The 16,263-nt window shown below is 43.5% G+C and carries 15 protein-coding genes; 5 read left to right on the top strand and 10 right to left on the bottom strand.

The features are described 5' to 3' along the window. Positions 1 to 98: 98 nt before the first annotated feature. The 10 genes from NST24_RS17025 to NST24_RS17070 all read right to left on the bottom strand — a co-directional run bounded on the left by NST24_RS17025 (position 99) and on the right by NST24_RS17070 (position 10,498). Positions 99 to 920 (bottom strand): carbohydrate ABC transporter permease, encoded by an 822-nt coding sequence (locus NST24_RS17025; protein ID WP_277519071.1) that lies wholly within the window; start codon positions 918 to 920, stop codon positions 99 to 101. Next, positions 917 to 1,888, bottom strand: coding sequence for a sugar ABC transporter permease (locus NST24_RS17030; RefSeq protein ID WP_024719268.1), 972 nt, complete (start codon positions 1,886 to 1,888; stop codon positions 917 to 919). The genes NST24_RS17025 and NST24_RS17030 overlap by 4 nt, the downstream gene beginning before the upstream one ends. A gap of 57 nt (positions 1,889 to 1,945) precedes the next feature. Then, positions 1,946 to 3,214, bottom strand: a complete 1,269-nt coding sequence (locus NST24_RS17035; RefSeq protein WP_035702233.1) for an ABC transporter substrate-binding protein — start codon at positions 3,212 to 3,214, stop codon at positions 1,946 to 1,948. Between the two features lie 99 nt (positions 3,215 to 3,313). Then, positions 3,314 to 4,735, bottom strand: a complete 1,422-nt coding sequence (locus NST24_RS17040) for a response regulator (protein ID WP_342462033.1) — start codon at positions 4,733 to 4,735, stop codon at positions 3,314 to 3,316. Further along, positions 4,729 to 6,171 carry a sensor histidine kinase gene (locus NST24_RS17045; protein ID WP_342462034.1) on the bottom strand — a complete coding sequence of 481 codons (1,443 nt, stop codon included), beginning with the start codon at positions 6,169 to 6,171 and terminating at the stop codon, positions 4,729 to 4,731. The genes NST24_RS17040 and NST24_RS17045 overlap by 7 nt, the downstream gene beginning before the upstream one ends. Then, entirely contained in the window at positions 6,168 to 7,169 is a 1,002-nt protein-coding gene (locus NST24_RS17050) for a sugar-binding protein (RefSeq protein ID WP_250026665.1), read from the bottom strand. Before NST24_RS17050 ends, NST24_RS17045 begins: the two co-directional genes overlap by 4 nt. 70 nt (positions 7,170 to 7,239) lie before the next feature. Beyond that, positions 7,240 to 7,695, bottom strand: a complete 456-nt coding sequence (locus tag NST24_RS17055) for a GNAT family N-acetyltransferase (protein ID WP_342462035.1) — start codon at positions 7,693 to 7,695, stop codon at positions 7,240 to 7,242. A gap of 109 nt (positions 7,696 to 7,804) precedes the next feature. Further along, positions 7,805 to 8,413: a bifunctional 4-hydroxy-2-oxoglutarate aldolase/2-dehydro-3-deoxy-phosphogluconate aldolase gene (locus tag NST24_RS17060; protein WP_342462036.1), complete on the bottom strand. Its 609-nt coding sequence runs from the start codon at positions 8,411 to 8,413 to the stop codon at positions 7,805 to 7,807. Beyond that, entirely contained in the window at positions 8,385 to 9,401 is a 1,017-nt protein-coding gene (locus tag NST24_RS17065) for a sugar kinase (RefSeq protein ID WP_073412908.1), read from the bottom strand. The genes NST24_RS17060 and NST24_RS17065 overlap by 29 nt, the downstream gene beginning before the upstream one ends. A gap of 86 nt (positions 9,402 to 9,487) precedes the next feature. Continuing rightward, positions 9,488 to 10,498, bottom strand: a complete 1,011-nt coding sequence (locus NST24_RS17070; RefSeq protein WP_045033960.1) for a LacI family DNA-binding transcriptional regulator — start codon at positions 10,496 to 10,498, stop codon at positions 9,488 to 9,490. A gap of 257 nt (positions 10,499 to 10,755) precedes the next feature. On the opposite strand from NST24_RS17070, the gene kduI reads away from it, so the two are divergent. From kduI to NST24_RS17095, 5 genes are all read left to right on the top strand, one after another. Continuing rightward, positions 10,756 to 11,583, top strand: a complete 828-nt coding sequence (gene kduI / locus NST24_RS17075; RefSeq protein ID WP_017368169.1) for a 5-dehydro-4-deoxy-D-glucuronate isomerase — start codon at positions 10,756 to 10,758, stop codon at positions 11,581 to 11,583. A 4-nt stretch (positions 11,584 to 11,587) separates the two neighbouring features. Then, positions 11,588 to 12,361 (top strand): 2-dehydro-3-deoxy-D-gluconate 5-dehydrogenase KduD, encoded by a 774-nt coding sequence (gene kduD, locus NST24_RS17080; RefSeq protein ID WP_178929824.1) that lies wholly within the window; start codon positions 11,588 to 11,590, stop codon positions 12,359 to 12,361. Between the two features lie 104 nt (positions 12,362 to 12,465). Then, positions 12,466 to 13,932, top strand: coding sequence for a spore germination protein (locus tag NST24_RS17085; protein WP_024719277.1), 1,467 nt, complete (start codon positions 12,466 to 12,468; stop codon positions 13,930 to 13,932). 3 nt (positions 13,933 to 13,935) lie between these two features. Further along, complete coding sequence (locus NST24_RS17090) at positions 13,936 to 15,036, top strand: GerAB/ArcD/ProY family transporter (protein ID WP_024719278.1); 1,101 nt, start codon at positions 13,936 to 13,938, stop codon at positions 15,034 to 15,036. Further along, the gene (locus tag NST24_RS17095; RefSeq protein ID WP_024719279.1) at positions 15,033 to 16,178 is read left to right on the top strand and encodes a Ger(x)C family spore germination protein; all 1,146 of its coding nucleotides are present in this window, start codon (positions 15,033 to 15,035) and stop codon (positions 16,176 to 16,178) included. The genes NST24_RS17090 and NST24_RS17095 overlap by 4 nt, the downstream gene beginning before the upstream one ends. Positions 16,179 to 16,263 lie beyond the last annotated feature (85 nt).

Here is a 16,263-nt window from a genome sequence, read left to right on the forward strand (position 1 = left end):
GATGAAAACTAGCAAGTCTCAACTTTTATTATGACGCTATCTAAAGAGAAGTCAATCCTTTCAGTACACCGAATGAAAACGATAACAAGAAAATCAATTTACCCTTTGACAGAGCCTGCAAGAAGCCCTTTCACAAAGTATTTGCCGAGTAGAATATAGACCAAAAGTGTCGGCAGCGCAGCCAAGATGGCACCTGCCATTTGGACGTTCCATTGCACAATTTGACTGCCTGATAAATTTTGCAGTGCAACCATGACCGGCTGATTCTCTGCCGTGGTCATAGTAACCGCAAATAGAAACTCATTCCACACATTTGTGAACTGCCAAATGGCAACCACGACAAACCCTGTGATGGAAAGCGGCAGAATCATATGTCTGAAGATCCCGATAAATCCGGCACCATCCATCTTCGCTGATTCAATCATTTCATCAGGAATGCTCACATAAAAATTCCGAAACATGAGTGTTGTGATTGGCAGGCCATATACGACATGGACAAGCACAAGTCCCGGAATGGAGTTATACAAGCCGATTTCACGCAAAAATTGAATGAGTGGAATAAGGATACTTTGATATGGAATAAACATACCGAACAACATGAAGGTAAACACCACTTCTGATCCTTTAAAGCGCCATTTAGACAGCACATAGCCATTCATCGCACCTAATACAGCTGACAATAAGGTTGCAGGAATGACTAGATAAAGAGAATTCATTAAATTGGGTGATAACTTTTCAAAAGCGATTTTGTAGCTTGAGAAATCTAGTGTAGATGGAAGCGCCCACATTCGCTCAAGGGTAACTTCACCTAATGGCTTTAAACTTGTGACGAGCATGACATAAACAGGCATGAGAAAAAACAAACTGCACAGTATTAATAAAGCATAAAGAACTGGGCGGACAAATCCTCTTGCGGTCATGATGAAGCCCCCTTCCGGCTAGACAGGAGATACGGCACGATAAAGACCGCAACAGAAATCAACATAACGATCGCAATGGCGGCACCACCTGCATAATGGTTTCCTCTAAAGGTCATTTCAAACATATAAACACCTGGCACATCGGTGACAAAGTTTGCACCTGGTCCTGTCATTGAGTAAATCAAATCGAAGATCTTTAAAGAAATATGTGCCATGATAATGACGACGCTCGCTGTGATTGGTTTTAACAGCGGGAAAATGATTTTCCAGTAGATTTGCCACTCGGTTGCGCCATCCATTCTAGCAGCCTCTCTCACTTCCTCTGGAATGCCTCTAAGACCAGCCAAATACATCGCAAGTGAGAACCCTGTCATCTGCCACACAGCAGCGATGACAACTGCAATCATTGCTGCCGGTACACCAAACTCAATTTTCCCCCAAACAAATCCAGCTAAAATGTTCGTATCCGTGTACCACTTGGGCTGGATGCCGAGTGTTTTTAAAAACAGATTCACCCCAGTAGATGGATTTAGGATCCATTGCCACACAACACCTGTGACAACAAAGGAAAGGGCCATCGGAAAGAAAAAGAGATTCCGAAAAAGTGATTCCCCCTTGATCTTCTGGTCTAGTAAAATGGCCAGTACAAGCCCAGAAGCAATGACTGCTCCAATAAAGAATAATGTAAAAAAGACCGTGTTCCGAAGATCTGACTGAAAGCGAAAATCTTGAAACAGCATGACATAATTTTTCATACCTGCGAAAGAAAAATCAGGAACAAGCGAGGTCCAGTTCGATAATGAAACATATCCTGTCCAGCCAATAAATCCGTAAACAAAAATGAATAATAAAACAGCTGACGGTGCTAAAAATAGCAGGGCAAGCAGCTGGTCTCCATTCCATTTTTTCCGAACACGTTTCACTTTTGCTGCTGGTGTTTTTGTGATCGGCGATGTGTCCATGCGCATGAAGCTACACTCCTTTTTTAAAAAAGAGGCGGTGCCTAACGGCCGCCTCTTTCATCTTTATTTCATTGAATCTTTTAAAGAAGAAACGAACTGACTGCTGTCTTTTTGTGTCACGAAAATATTGACGGCTTGGTTCGCCTTCGTGACAAAACCTTCTTCAGCAGCTGAGCCATGCGCAAGAGACGGTGCCAGCTTTGACTCTTTAAACGCCTTCATTGCCGATTTTCCATATTCATCATATTTTGATACGTCTGCATCCACACGTGCCGGTATTGACCCTTTCAACGGATTAAACGCATCCTGTCCTTCCACAGATCCTAAGACAGATAAGAATTTTTTCACGTTTTCTGGCTGTTTGACACCCTTCGGCAGTCCGAATGTATCCGTGATGACCATAAAGCTGCCCTCCGTACCAGGAGTAGCCACGTATCCAAAGTCTTTATTCACCTTCAAATCTAGATCATTTACAAAGTATCCTTTTGCCCAATCACCCATGACATTCATTGCAGCTTCCCCTTTTGCCACGAGCTGTGAGGCATCCTGCCAGTTACGCGAGCTATGATCGTCGTTGACGTATTCGAGCATACGTCCAAAGATGTCTGCCGCTTCCTTCACTTTTGCATCATCCATTTTTAAGTCGCCCGCCCAAAGTTTTTGATAGTCATCTGCACCTAGTACACCTAGAAGAACGCTTTCAAACAAATGAGTCGCTGCCCAAGGTTCTTTATCCCCAAGCGCAAGTGGAGTAATCCCTTTTTTCTTTAAGGCATCGGCTGTTTTGAAAAATTCATCAAACGTCGTTGGTGGCTGTAAGCCCTGTTCTTCAAATACTTTTTTGTTATACCAAAGCACATTTCCTCTGTGAATATTCACTGGAACGGAATAGATTTTCCCGTCTTTGCTCACAAGGTCAATCAGTGATTCTGGAAATTTATCCTTCCAGCCTTCTTTCTCATAAAGGTCATCCAGCGGCTCCATTTTACCTGCGGCTACCCAGCTCTCATTCAGCTCTGCTCCCCCGTGTACTTGGAAAGTAGCTGGCGGATCATCTCCTTGCATCCGGCTTGTTAGAACAGCCTTTGCATTCGTACCAGCACCACCAGCGACAGCTGCATTTTCAATTGGAATGTCTTTATTTTTCTCCTCAAACAATTGAATGAGTGCCTTCAGCCCGTCTTCCTCACCTGCACCAGTCCACCAAGAGAAAATTTCTAGTTTCTCCGCTCCGCCCTCTTTTTTTGCATCTGAGTTCGTCGATGAACTGCAAGCAGAGACGACCAGCATACAGAGTGCCAATAAAGTAAAGCCTAATTTAAACTTCATCATGGATCCCCCATCCCTATTTTGTAAGCGTTATCAAAATAAGTATACTGGCAGATCCTTGCCTTTTTTCAGGCAAACTTCTTCACTTTTTTATGAAATTCTTCATTTTTTTACGACCTGTTTTCGATATTCCTTCGGTGAACAGCCAACCATTTTTTTAAACACACGACTGACGTAATTCGGATCAGTATATCCTGCTTGATAGGTGATTTCTTTTAAACTAAGCGAACTCTCTTTCAGTAGCTTCTTCATTTTATCCATCCTACAGGTCGTCACATATTCTTTAAATGTCAGACCTGTCTCATCCTTAAAGCGTTTGGTGAAATACGTCGGGCTTAAATCAACATAGGCGGCCGTTTGCTCCAGCGTGATATGTTCGCAAAAATGTGTTTGAATGTATCGTTTCGCCCGTTCTATATCATTCACCGTCTGGGTTCTTGCTTCATACAGATCAAATAAATGTTCACAGCATTGGCGGCATTCTGTTTCTGTGGTGATAGCTAGAATCGGCACATCTGCACGAAGTCGTGATTTGAGTAAAATGAGCAGCTCTTTCACATGAGAAATGGTTGCCCCTTCTAATTGGAAGGCATCATAGTAAGCAAGAGCATCATCTCTTCTCCCTTCTTCTAGTGCCAACATCATGTCATCGGCAAGCTCAGGCAAGTTGATCAATACGTAAGATTGTCTATCTGTATAGTAAAAGCCATAACGAACAGCACCGTCATCTTTTTTTCGCTGATAATAGGAAAGCTTCGCTTCTGCCGCACTTTTCTGAAGTTGAAGTGGATTTGAGACAGGATGACCCATGCCAACAATGACAGGGGAATGCTGCTCGCTTGTCATGGCAGCGCGAATGGCTTGCAGTACATTCGCCTTTAGATGACCAGGTGATTGACGGCTGTAAATCAAGCATGTAAACAGCTCACCGCTCACTTTGATAGGCACTGCTTGAAAAAGAGCAGACTCCTGCAAATGATTCAGGAGTTGATCCCCGCCTGTCCGCTGAACAGCGATCACTAGACCTGCTTGAAAATCCTGAAACAGCCGCTCAAACGCTGTGGAGGAATAGGATTGACCGTTCAACACATGAGCTTCCAGCCAATTTGACTGCTGATTGACTTTCTCCGCCTGCCGCAGGGAGACTTCCTGCTGAATTTCTGCCGCAACAGAACGAATCGCTGTAATGGTTTCGTCTTTATCAGCTGGTTTGACAAGGTATTGTTTGACCCCTTCCTGCATGGCTTGCTTGGCATAATCAAACGTATCGTAGGCTGTCAGCATAATAAATTTAGTATGAGGACAGCTTGCCTTGATCTGTTTGATCGCTGTGAGTCCATCCATGCCTGGCATCTGAATATCCATGAGCACAAGGTCAATTGGCTTAGACCGCGCCAATTCCACCGCCTTTTTTCCATTCGCAGCTTCCCCTGCAATATGACAGTCTGGCAGCCATTCGGTCATGAACTTACGCATCGCCATTCGTTCAATTTTTTCATCATCCACAATCAGCACGTTCAGCATGCTCGTTCCTCCTTGATTGGTATTGTCAATTGAATGGTGGTCCCTTCGTTTGGCTTTGAATCAATTTGAAGGGCATCCTGCACTCCGTAAAACAAACGCAGCCTCGACATCACATTTCGAAGACCAATTCCTGTCGAGTGACCTTTACTACGTGTGTCTGAATGATCTTCTTCCTCTTGCGATAGCAATCTCTTTTTCTCTTGATCACTGATGCCAAGTCCATTATCCCGAATCCGAATCATGACAAAGCCATCATCTCGATCAATAGAGAGCTCTACAAGCCCCCCTTCCTCTTTTGGTTCTACCCCATGAATAAAGGCATTTTCGACAAGCGGCTGCAATGTAAGGCTCGGAATGTGAACAGATAGACACGACTCATCTATGGTCGTTTTGCATGTAATACGATCGGAAAATCTTGTTTCTTGTATATGAAAATATTCTTTTACCACTTTCACTTCTTGTTCTAACGTAACAGATGTGCTGAGAGGAGATAGCGAATACCGCATCAGCGTAGAAACGGATTGTATCAATCTCGATGTCGCATCAGCTGATTCTAAGTACGCCATACGTGAAACGATGTTTAATGTATTAAATAAAAAATGTGGATTCATTTGGTTTTGTAGTGTTTTCAGCTTCATGTCTTTAATTTTCTGATCTAAAGCGGCCTTTTGTTTCATCTCTTCAATCATGACCTTCATCTCTCGCCGCATTCGCTCAAAGGCATGATTTAACACAGAGATTTCGTCCTTTGATGACACATGCAAATTCGGACCGTCAAAATTTCCTTCTGATACTTCTTTAGCACTTCGAGACAGATGAACGATCGGTCTTGAAATTCCACCCGCAATGATATAGGCCATCCATAAAGCGATGCCTATCGATAATGTAAACAGACATAGAGTAAAAAGCGCATACGTTTGATGTCTTTTTTGAAGGGATTGGTAGAGTACTTGATACTCAGATAATTCATCATCCAAAAGAGTCATTGTCTGCTCTTGGATATAAGAGGACACGGTTCTTACTTCTTTCACACTTGCAGCATATTCTTTGATTTTCCCTTCTTTGACATGATTCATTGTCGCATCACTTTCGTTTATGAGCGTCCGCATCATATATCGATATTTTTCAATGGAGGGGATGGCGGCATGAAGCCCTGCATCTTTGAGTAATGTTTGATCATATGATGTCATTTTCTGTTTTGATTCAGCATACCCCTTGGCAAACGCCTGATCCTTTTCGATGGCAAAGGCGTTGACCTTTTCATACATCGTTTTTGCTTCTGTCGAAATATCATTCAGCAGGAGAAAGGAACGAAAGCTCTTGCTATATTCTGATGTGATTTTTGAACTGCTCCAATACACAAAAAAAGCGGCCACATTACCAAGGAGCACAAGAATTAAAAATGCCAATAATAATTTACTTCGTATTTTTCTCATGGCTGAACCCCCTGTGGTCTTTCCGTTTGATGAAGGGGCAGGTCTCCTCGCCGAATCACACTCGTCCCTGTGTACTGCAGCGGTTCTTGTTTATCCCCTTGTTGCAAACGAACAAGAGATTCAACCGCTTGATAGCCCATTTCATAAGGATGCTGTACAACCACTGCATCAATTTTCCCATCATCCAGCGCTTGAATCGTATCAGGCAGAGTATCAAATGCGAGCACATAAACATCTTTAGACGAATGATATTGCTCTGTTGCTTGAATAATGCCGACTCCGTCTAATGCACTTGTTCCATAAAATGCGGTGAGCTGCGTATGATCATTTAACAATTTATACGCAGCACCGGAAGCACCTGATTTCGTAATCGCCGACTCTTCTATTCCAGCAATATGAATGCGTTTTTCACCAGAAACGGCATCTCGAAACCCCTTCACGCGAAGCTTCTGGTGAATCGCATCAAGCCGTCCCGTCACAATGCCCACATACTGCTCGCCTTTTGTATCAGCGATGAGTGCCTGTCCGGCGATAAAACCGGAATAATAGTTATCTGTTCCGACATACACTTGACGCTTGCTCCCCTCTGCATCGGTATCGACTGTGACGACATCTATACCTTTCTCTCTTGCTTTTTGAAAGAGCGGTTTGTATTTCTTTGCATCAAGCCCTTGTGTCATAATGCCGTCCACATGACCAGCAATCGCCATATCAATGGTTTTCAGGTGATCATCCAAATCAGCCTGCTTTGGACCTAGGTATTCTAGATACACCCGATGAACTTCCGCCGCATCAGCAGCTCCCTTTTGCACCAATTGCCAATATTCATTATCAAGTTCCTCCGGTACAAGAACAAAGTGATATTGGTAAGTTGATACCGCCTCATCGGAAGCGCTTTCAATTTTAACTAAATCTTGACCTAATACAGATAAAAAAAGAACAGATATAACACAAAATGTGAGAAATGCGCCCATTCCGAACAACTTCGACCATTTCATTCACATTCCCCTCCTTCCATTGTTGCCGCATAAAAAAAGAGCTGCTAATAAAAGCATACTCTCTCGACCTCTATAATTCCTTTGTCATAAATAAACTGCTTGGATCTTCTTGGTATGAACCAAAAGGCGGACAATATTGAAATCCAAAGCTTTCATATAATTTTCTTGCCGGTTCAAAGAAAGCAATCGCACCTGTTTCAAGGCTGACTCTTTTATACCCCCGCCGCTTCGCCTCTTGGAGAAGGTGGGTCAACAGATGCTTCGCCACGCCTTTTCGCATATGGGCTGCTGCCGTTCTCATCGATTTGAGTTCACCATGTTCACTTGATAGCTCCTTGATGGCTCCGCAGCCAAGAAGCACCTCTCCATCCCTTGCACTCCATACTGTGACATCATGTTTTTTCAGATGGTCTAACGGAAGGGCGTGAATGCTTTCTGGCGGTGAATGTTTTTTCATCTCTTCTAAATGAGCTTTAATCAATTGTTCAATTTGACCATCTTTTAGTTCATCTTCTTGAATGTACATATCGACCTCTCCTTTATGCTCATTTTACGTGAAAAGAAGTGCCTTCCCATCTTTTATGTCAGATAAACGAACAAACAACCGGCAGTCATCAGCCGGTTGTTTATGTGAACTACATGATGGTGGAAGAAAGAACAGCCTGTAATTCTTCTGCTGTACTGCTTTCAAGCTGGCTGCCGACACCTACTGCCACGGCTCCTGCTTCAAGCCACTTTGGCACATCGACTGGATGAATGCCTCCTGTTGGGATGAACTCAATCTCTGGAAACGGGCCTTGCAAATTTTTCATATAGGACAAACCGAAGGAGCCGCTCGGAAAAAGCTTTAACACGCTGTATCCATTTGCTTTTGCCTGCATAATTTCACTCGGGGTCAAAACACCTGGCACGTAGAGTATATCGTGAAAAGATAGGTGCTCTCCGATAGTAGGAAGATATCCAGGGCTAACGATGAATTGAGAGCCGGCTTCAATGGCTGATTGTGCCTGCTCAAGCGTTGTAATCGTTCCAGCTCCGACAATCAAGTCGTGGTCATGCTGGTAAGATGCAATGATCCGCTCTGCATTGGGCGTGGTATATGTCACTTCGATGGCCCGCACCCCTTTTTTCTTTAAACGACCAATCATCTCTATCCCGTCTGCTTCACTACCTGCTCTGACCACCGCAATGAGTTTACAAGCTGCGAGCTTCTCTTTAACGCTCATACTTGCTGACTTTCCCATACCTCTCATCTCCCTTCATATCGTGTCGCCTTTGATATCGTTTGGCTTCTTTTATAAATGCCTGAAGCTCTTCCCGAGTCGGCAGTCCCTCGTGATCTCCTGGGGACATGACTGCAAGTGCTCCAATGGCATTGCCTCTTGTCACCGATTTTTCATATGATAATCCGTCCAGCAGACCGCTCATCACTCCCACTGCAAATCCATCACCAGCTCCGACTGTATCCACGACATGAGACACATGGAAACCATCCACTACACCTTGGCCGGATGCACTTTTGAAATAGGCTCCTTCCGCTCCCAGTTTAATGACCACAAGCTTGACACCTTTTTGTAAATAAACATCCGCAATCGCTTCCGGCTCATGACATCCTGTGAGTCTTTGACCTTCTGCAAGCCCTGGGAAAAACCAATCTACTTGAGCAGCCATCTGGTTCACCGTATGAATCATGTCTTCTTCCTCTTCCCATAGTTGAAGTCTAAGGTTCGGGTCAAAGGAAATGGTTTTTCCTGCTTCTTTCATTTCTTTAAGGGCATGAAAAGAAAACGCTCTCATTTCACTAGACACAGCAGGCGGGATTCCGGTCATATGAAGATGTCCTGCCTGCTGAAAATAAGTGGACGGGAAATCGCTTGGGTTCAATGTGCTCGCAGCAGAGCCTTTTCGGTAGTACGTCACATCAGGGTCTCCATCGATGACTTTTGATTTAAGCAATATTCCTGTTTTGGCTCCATCATTTGAACGGAGTACTGCCTTCGTATCGACCCCTTCTTTTTGAAGCTCTTCTAAAATAAATGTACCAAGTGAGTCCGCCCCGACCTTACTCATCCAGCCTACGCTAAAGCCTAATCTTGCCAAGCCGACCGCAACATTACTCTCTGCACCAGCAAGTGCTTTTTGAAACGTATGCACTTGGTGAAGCTCGCCAATTTCTTTTGCATAAAACATCGCCATTGATTCCCCAAATGTGATCACATCCAATGCTTTCACTCATTTCTCCCCTTTCTTGGTACCGGTTTCAAAACAATTGAAAAAGAGAGAGCATGCACGTATGTATACTCTTCTCTGCCTAACGTTTATAAAGATTTTCTCACAATGATTTCTCCATCAAGTTGAATGGTCTGGGGTGCACTCTTATCCCCTTCAAGACGCGTCTTGATTTTTTGCATCGCCGCTTTCCCCATCTCATGAGATGGCTGCGCCACCGTAGTGATGCCTGGCCCGATCAGCTTATACCATTCTGTATCATCAAATCCGGCAATGCCTATCTCCTCAGGAATCTTCACCCCAAGATCGACGAGTTCACTGATGAGCTTCAGCATGAGTAATCCATTGCCTGCTAAAATCGCTTTTTTCTGATGGTTTGATTGTAAAAAACGACAAATCTCATCTCGCATTTGTTCCTTTTGCTTCAAATTGATTTCTGCAATCATAGGTTTCTTATGTTGACTCATGGCCGTCTGTTCATAGGCTTCTTTTCGTTCTTCACGTGGACTAATCCCATCGACCGGCTCAGTAAAGAAAGCGATATGTTCGTAGCCTTTTTCATACATTTGGTGAAGTAGACGAGCCGTGATGTCACGGTTATTCGTTGTGACGGTATCGACCTTGAGTTCAGGTAACTTACGGTCAACAAGAACAATCGGTACACCGTTTTGCTTAAAGTCTTGCAAAATGTCATTGTTTTGACCGGTCGTATTAATGATCAGCCCTTCAATATAATGCGCATTCAGCTTCAGAAGCATTTCTCGTTCTTTTTCTGGACGATTATCTGTGTTGCACACCATGATGCTGTATCCATATTCATCACAAATCTCTTCCACACCACGAAGTGTCGCAACAGAGAATGGATTCGTAATATCAGCCACAATAAAACCAATGACCTTGCTCTTTCTTACTTTCAATCCTTGAGCAAGCTGACTCGGGCGGTAATGGAGCTCCTCAATGGCTTTTTTAATCTTTTTTACCTTTTCAGGAGAAATTTCATTTGTTCTGCCATTGATGTATCTGGATACCGTTGATTTTGAGACACCTGCATATGCTGCAACTTCGTTAATGGTGACTTTCGTTTGCTTTTTCTCTTTCATACAAAAAACTCCCAAGATCGATCTTCTCATTTGTTTCGAAACCGATTTCAAATAAACTTAAAAAAAGCATACCACAAGTTGAACTGTATCAGAAGATTTTTTTCATGAACATGAAGAAAAAAAGCTTTTATATAATTAAAGAAAGCGATTTCAAATTAACGGTTGACGCCGCTCTCTTTTTCCTCTAGAATTTTCCTTGAAACCGATACCAAATAAAACAATCATATGTTTCAGATGGAAAGGGAGGCTTATCTCAAATGGAAAATCGTTATGCTGTACATCCTGAGCAGGTCAAGCGTTTTACAACAGAGGAACTTCGTCGTCATTTTCATATTCCGACACTCTTTGTCAGTGGTGAATTGAAGCTGTATTATTCGCATGAGGACCGTGTGGTGATTGGCGGTGTTATGCCGACATCAGAACCGATCAAGCTAGATGCCGGCGACTTTTTACGTACAGAATATTTCCTTGAAAGACGGGAAATTGGCATTGTGAATGTCGGCGGCCAAGGTACGGTTACAGTCGATGGTGAGTCATTTGTGCTGGAGCATAAAGATTTCTTATATATTGGACTTGGACACGAACATGTACAGTTTGCTAGTTCATCAGGTGAGCAGGCCAAATTTTATCTTGTGTCAGCCACAGCTCATAGAGCGTATCCGACACAAAAGGCTGCGATCGCTGAATTAACACCGAATCATTTAGGGGAAGCATCCGCCTCGAACGTACGGAATCTGTATCAGGTCATTCATGCAGACGGCATCCAAAGCTGCCAGCTTATGATGGGCATCACTCAGCTTGAAACCAATAACACATGGAACACGATGCCTGCTCATATACATGACCGGCGGATGGAAGTGTACTTATATCTTGATATAGAGGAAGACGCACGTGTCTTTCATTTTATGGGGGAGCCATCTGAAACGAGACATCTCGTTGTGGCAAATGAAGAAGCCGTCATCTCACCTGCCTGGTCCATTCATTCAGGCTCAGGTACCGCAAATTATTCATTTATTTGGGCAATGGCGGGAGAAAACTATACGTTTAAAGATATGGACTTTGTCCCGATGGACCAGCTGAGGTAATGAGATGACGACGACATCATATGTAGCGTCCCTCTTTTCCCTCGAAGGCAAAACAGCTCTTGTCACAGGTCCTGGAACTGGTATTGGGCAAGGTATTGCCGTAGCGCTTGCCCGTTCAGGTGCAGATATCATCGGCACCTACCACCATACGCCGCTTGATGAAACAAAAGAACTTGTCGAACAGACCGGCAGATCATTTCATGCGATTCAAGTAGACTTTGCAGATCCTAAGTCCGCAAAGCGGGATGTTGAAGCCCTTTTAAAACAGCATTCAATTGATATTTTGATCAATAATGCTGGGACCATTAAAAGAGAAGAGGCCGCTCAATATTCAGAGGAAAACTGGCATACTGTGATGGATGTGAATATCAACAGTCTCTTTTTCCTCACGCAAAAGGTCGGACAGCAGATGCTGAAAAAAGGGCAAGGGAAAATTGTCAATATCGCTTCCCTTCTATCATTTCAAGGCGGTGTCTTTGTTCCCGCTTATACAGCAAGTAAGCATGCTGTCGCAGGTTTGACGAAAGCTTTTGCAAATGAATGGGCAAGTCAGCATATTCAGGTCAATGCGATCGCGCCTGGTTATATTGCAACCAATAACACGCAAGCCATTCGTGACGATGCGAACCGGAATGAAGAGATTCTGAAACGAATCCCCGCTGGACGCTGGGGACGGCCTGAAGATCTAGCAGGTGCCGCCGTCTTTCTCAGCTCCCCTGCCTCTGATTATATGAACGGTCATATTTTAGCCGTAGATGGCGGCTGGCTGGCGAGATAAACATGTGAAGGGAATTCCTATTTTAGGGGATTCTCTTTTTTCTATTTGCATAATTCTTCTCCTTCCGAGTCACTCTATAAAAAAAGACATGAGGGTGAGGTATTATGAAAAGTCGTATTGAACAAGATATAGAGTCCGTCATTCAACGTGTCAAAAGCTTTGCCGGCAAAAGTGATGATATCGTGTTCCACTCTTTTTCATTTGGTCCTTCCGCTGTCTCTGCATGTCTCGTGTACGTTGAAGGACTCACAGAATTTGAGATGCTTTCCAAACAAATTATTTCACCTATGCAAAAGGAACTGACCATCACCGAGGTCGACCACACCACACTTTCTCTCCTTTCTAAAACGTTCTTTGGCATTCAAAATGATGTGCTGGAAGATATGAACCTTGCCATCGAGCAGTTATACAGCGGCAGGGCTATTTTATTTGTGGATAGGGCCACTCAAGCGCTTGCGCTCCATACGAATCTTTTTCAATTTAGAGAAGTAGAGGAGCCGCAATCAGAAGTCCTTGTAAGAGGACCCCGGATTGGATTTATTGAAAATCTTGAAAAAAACACGGCATTGCTTCGTGAACGGGCAAACGATCCGAATCTTGTCATTCAAAAGGTGAACATAGGTACTCGTAACAAGAAATCTGCTGCTCTTGTGTATGTTCGTGATATCGCAGACCCCAAACTAGTAGATGATGTATTCTCTCGTATGAAGCAAATCAAAATGGATGATATTCCTGAGAGCGGCTACATAGAACAGCTGATTGAAGACAGTCATATCTCTATTTTCCCGCAGATTCAAAATACAGAACGTCCTGATCGGGTGATTGCCTCTGTACTCGAAGGAAAGGTGTCTATTTTGCTCGATGGGACGCCGTTTGCCCTCATTATGCCGATGACTCTCACTGCCTTGATGCAATCACCGGAGGATTATTATCAAAGATGGACAAGTGCGACTCTTTTGCGTTTGCTCCGTTATATTGCCGTGCTTTTGACGATCTTTTTACCGGGACTCTATATCGCCCTTGTTTCCTATCATCCTGGTTTATTACCAACACGAATGGCACTTACCATCGCAGGCAGCCGGCAAAATGTGCCCTTTCCTCCTGTAGTGGAAGCCATTTTGATGTCGTTTACGATTGAACTGCTGCGGGAAGCTGGACTTCGTCTTCCTAGGGCGATCGGGCAGACGATTGGACTGATTGGCGGCGTCATTATTGGACAGGCGGCTGTCCAAGCCAATATCGTCAGTGCCTTAATGGTCATTATTGTGTCTCTGACGGCACTAGCCGATTTCACTGCTCCATCATATGATTTCAGCTTCCCCTTACGCATTCTGCGGTTTATGGCCATCTTCAGTTCAGCCATGTTTGGATTATACGGCCTCATCATGTGTTATTTATTTGTACTTTGTCACTTGATGCAACTAAAGACCTTTGGTTTTGACTATTTCACACCTGTTTTGTCTTCACCGTTTTCAGACTTAAAAGATACGTACGTTCGTTTACCAATAGGGCTATTTAAATCAAGACCGAAAACAGCCAAGACAAAAAATCTCAAAAGACAAGGAGAGTAAACGATGTACAGAGCTGAGAAGCTATCATTGTTACAAGTCACCATTCTGTGCAGTTCTACAATGATAGGCGCTGGAATTTTAACCATTCCTCGCAGTTCTGCCAATTCAGGATTCCCTGATGGCTGGATCATTGTATTAATACAGGGAGTCATCTTTGCTTTCGTTGCTTTTTTGCTAGGTTGGATTGCGGAGAAGAATGCACCGGATACCATTTTTGAATCGAATACAAAAGGAGCCGGTGCATTCTTTGGCACGATCTTTAACCTAATGCTGATCGGTTATTTACTAGCCATTGTGGGCTTTGAGGCGCGTGTACTGGGGGAAGTGGTTCAGTTTTTCCTGCTGCAATCGACCCCTATGACGGTGATTGTGATGATTTTTTTACTTGTGGCCACCTATCATTTAAAAAGCGGAATTTTTCCGGTAGTGAAAATGGTGACATATATTTATCCGATGACCATGATCATTTACATTGGGCTCATGCTGTTTAGTTTGAAAATATTTGATTTTGATTACCTACGCCCAGTGATGGCGCACGGGTTTAAAGATTTTAGTAATTTGTTCTCTCAAACATTTATTCAATTTACAGGCTTTGAAGTCATTTTGTTTGTCGTACCGCTTATCTATAAAGACAAATGGTCAAAAGCGAAATGGGCCGCAGCGATCGGTGTAGGGATCACCACACTTATTTACTCCCTCACGCTCTTTATTGTGATTGGTTCCATGACGGTTGGAGAAACGAAATCACTCACCTGGCCCACTGTCTCACTCATTCAAGCGCTAGAACTAGAAGGGGTCTTCATTGAACGCTTTGATATTTTCTTACTGACGATCTGGACGTGCCAGCAGTTTATTTGTATGCTTGGCTTTTTCCAATTTGCTATTAAAGGCTGTCAAACGGTTTTTAAGACAACCAATTTAACGAGACTGCTATGGTTGCTGTTTTTGCTGACCTCAGCTCTCTCTCTTTTTCCGAGAAATATCAATGAAGTCTTTTACTACTCGACTTTACTCGGCTATGCATTATTCGCTGTGTTAGCGATTCCTTTTTTAACAGCTGTTCTGCTCATGATACGTAAAAAATGGGGAGGTCGATCTGCATGAAAGGACGGCGTTTATGGCTCACCTTTCTGTCTTGCTGTCTTTTGCTTTTATCGACAGGCTGCTGGGACTTAAAGGATATTGAGAAATTATCGTTTGTGCGCGGTGTTGGCATTGACGAGGAAGATGATAACGGAGTCAAACTCACCTATCAAAACCTTGTCCCTAAAATGGGCGGTACACAAGAAGCAGATTCCCCTGGCTATGTGAATGTCGTCTCAAAGGGGAAAAATGTACTGGAAGCAGTCAGCAATGTCGCTTTGAAGGACCCGCCGATTTACAGTGATCACCTCAAAATCTTTTTGTTTGGCAAAAATCAAGCCGAGCATCATGATATTCAAGGGACACTCAACCACTTTATACGAGATGATGAGGTTCGAAGAAGCAGCTACCTCTTAGTGTCACGCCATGAGGCATCAAAAATCATCAATCAAAAATTAAAATCACAACAAAAGGTTCCAGTTGAGCATATTTTTGAAACATCAAAAAACCGGAGCTTTAACGGGAAGATTTTACTGCCAACACGTATTGGCCGAGCGTCGGATTACTTTCAGATGGGTACAAGCTTTCTTGTCCAAAGTGTGGATGTCGTAAACGGAGAACTCACCTATGATGGTGCAGGCATTATCCATGGAAAAACACGAAAGCTGATAGGGTTCATTCCAGCAAAAGATGTCCAATCTTTAAACTGGGTCATGAATCGCATCTCAGGCGGAGTCGTACCCGCCACCTACAAAGGCTTTCCGATTACGTATGAAATCAAGAAAGCAAAGTCCAAGATTGAACCCTATCTGAAGAACGGAAAGATTTCCTTTAACATTAGTGTACAAACAAACGGGAAACTATCAGAAGATCAATATCCCCCTGAAAACTCATACGATGAGCAATACATCAAGCGATTTGAGCGCATTTTTGAACGCAAAATCAAAGAACGCATTCAAAAAGCTGTCCACCACATGCAAAAAGAAGTTGGTGTTGACCCGATCCTTTTAAATCGGCAGGTGCGCATCAAGTATCCAGACTTTTGGGATCAGCACCGCAATGAATGGGATACACTATTTCAAGAAGTAGACATTGCATATGACGTCAAAGTGAGCATTTTGAACTTTGGTGCAGAAGGCGCAACGAAAAGCTTTAAATGGTAGCACAAAAGGCGGTCATCCGCCTTAGATGGTTGACAAAGGGCTAAAATGAACTTTGTTTTAGCCCTTTGTCTTCTTTTCAGCGTGA

Origin of the sequence: Bacillus sp. FSL R5-0286 (genome assembly GCF_038593245.1) — a bacterium.
In the GTDB taxonomy this organism is placed as follows: Bacteria; Bacillota; Bacilli; order Bacillales; family Bacillaceae; genus Bacillus; species Bacillus altitudinis.

What these genes read in the sequence shown, in the direction of transcription:
- NST24_RS17025 (WP_277519071.1), bottom strand. Translation starts at nt 920, where the DNA reads ATGACCGCAAGAGGATTTGTCCGCCCAGTTCTTTATGCTTTATTAATA.
- NST24_RS17030 (WP_024719268.1), bottom strand. Translation starts at nt 1,888, where the DNA reads ATGCGCATGGACACATCGCCGATCACAAAAACACCAGCAGCAAAAGTG.
- NST24_RS17035 (WP_035702233.1), bottom strand. Translation starts at nt 3,214, where the DNA reads ATGATGAAGTTTAAATTAGGCTTTACTTTATTGGCACTCTGTATGCTG.
- NST24_RS17040 (WP_342462033.1), bottom strand. Translation starts at nt 4,735, where the DNA reads ATGCTGAACGTGCTGATTGTGGATGATGAAAAAATTGAACGAATGGCG.
- NST24_RS17045 (WP_342462034.1), bottom strand. Translation starts at nt 6,171, where the DNA reads ATGAGAAAAATACGAAGTAAATTATTATTGGCATTTTTAATTCTTGTG.
- NST24_RS17050 (WP_250026665.1), bottom strand. Translation starts at nt 7,169, where the DNA reads ATGAAATGGTCGAAGTTGTTCGGAATGGGCGCATTTCTCACATTTTGT.
- NST24_RS17055 (WP_342462035.1), bottom strand. Translation starts at nt 7,695, where the DNA reads ATGTACATTCAAGAAGATGAACTAAAAGATGGTCAAATTGAACAATTG.
- NST24_RS17060 (WP_342462036.1), bottom strand. Translation starts at nt 8,413, where the DNA reads ATGGGAAAGTCAGCAAGTATGAGCGTTAAAGAGAAGCTCGCAGCTTGT.
- NST24_RS17070 (WP_045033960.1), bottom strand. Translation starts at nt 10,498, where the DNA reads ATGAAAGAGAAAAAGCAAACGAAAGTCACCATTAACGAAGTTGCAGCA.
- kduI (WP_017368169.1), top strand. Translation starts at nt 10,756, where the DNA reads ATGGAAAATCGTTATGCTGTACATCCTGAGCAGGTCAAGCGTTTTACA.
- kduD (WP_178929824.1), top strand. Translation starts at nt 11,588, where the DNA reads ATGACGACGACATCATATGTAGCGTCCCTCTTTTCCCTCGAAGGCAAA.
- NST24_RS17085 (WP_024719277.1), top strand. Translation starts at nt 12,466, where the DNA reads ATGAAAAGTCGTATTGAACAAGATATAGAGTCCGTCATTCAACGTGTC.
- NST24_RS17090 (WP_024719278.1), top strand. Translation starts at nt 13,936, where the DNA reads ATGTACAGAGCTGAGAAGCTATCATTGTTACAAGTCACCATTCTGTGC.
- NST24_RS17095 (WP_024719279.1), top strand. Translation starts at nt 15,033, where the DNA reads ATGAAAGGACGGCGTTTATGGCTCACCTTTCTGTCTTGCTGTCTTTTG.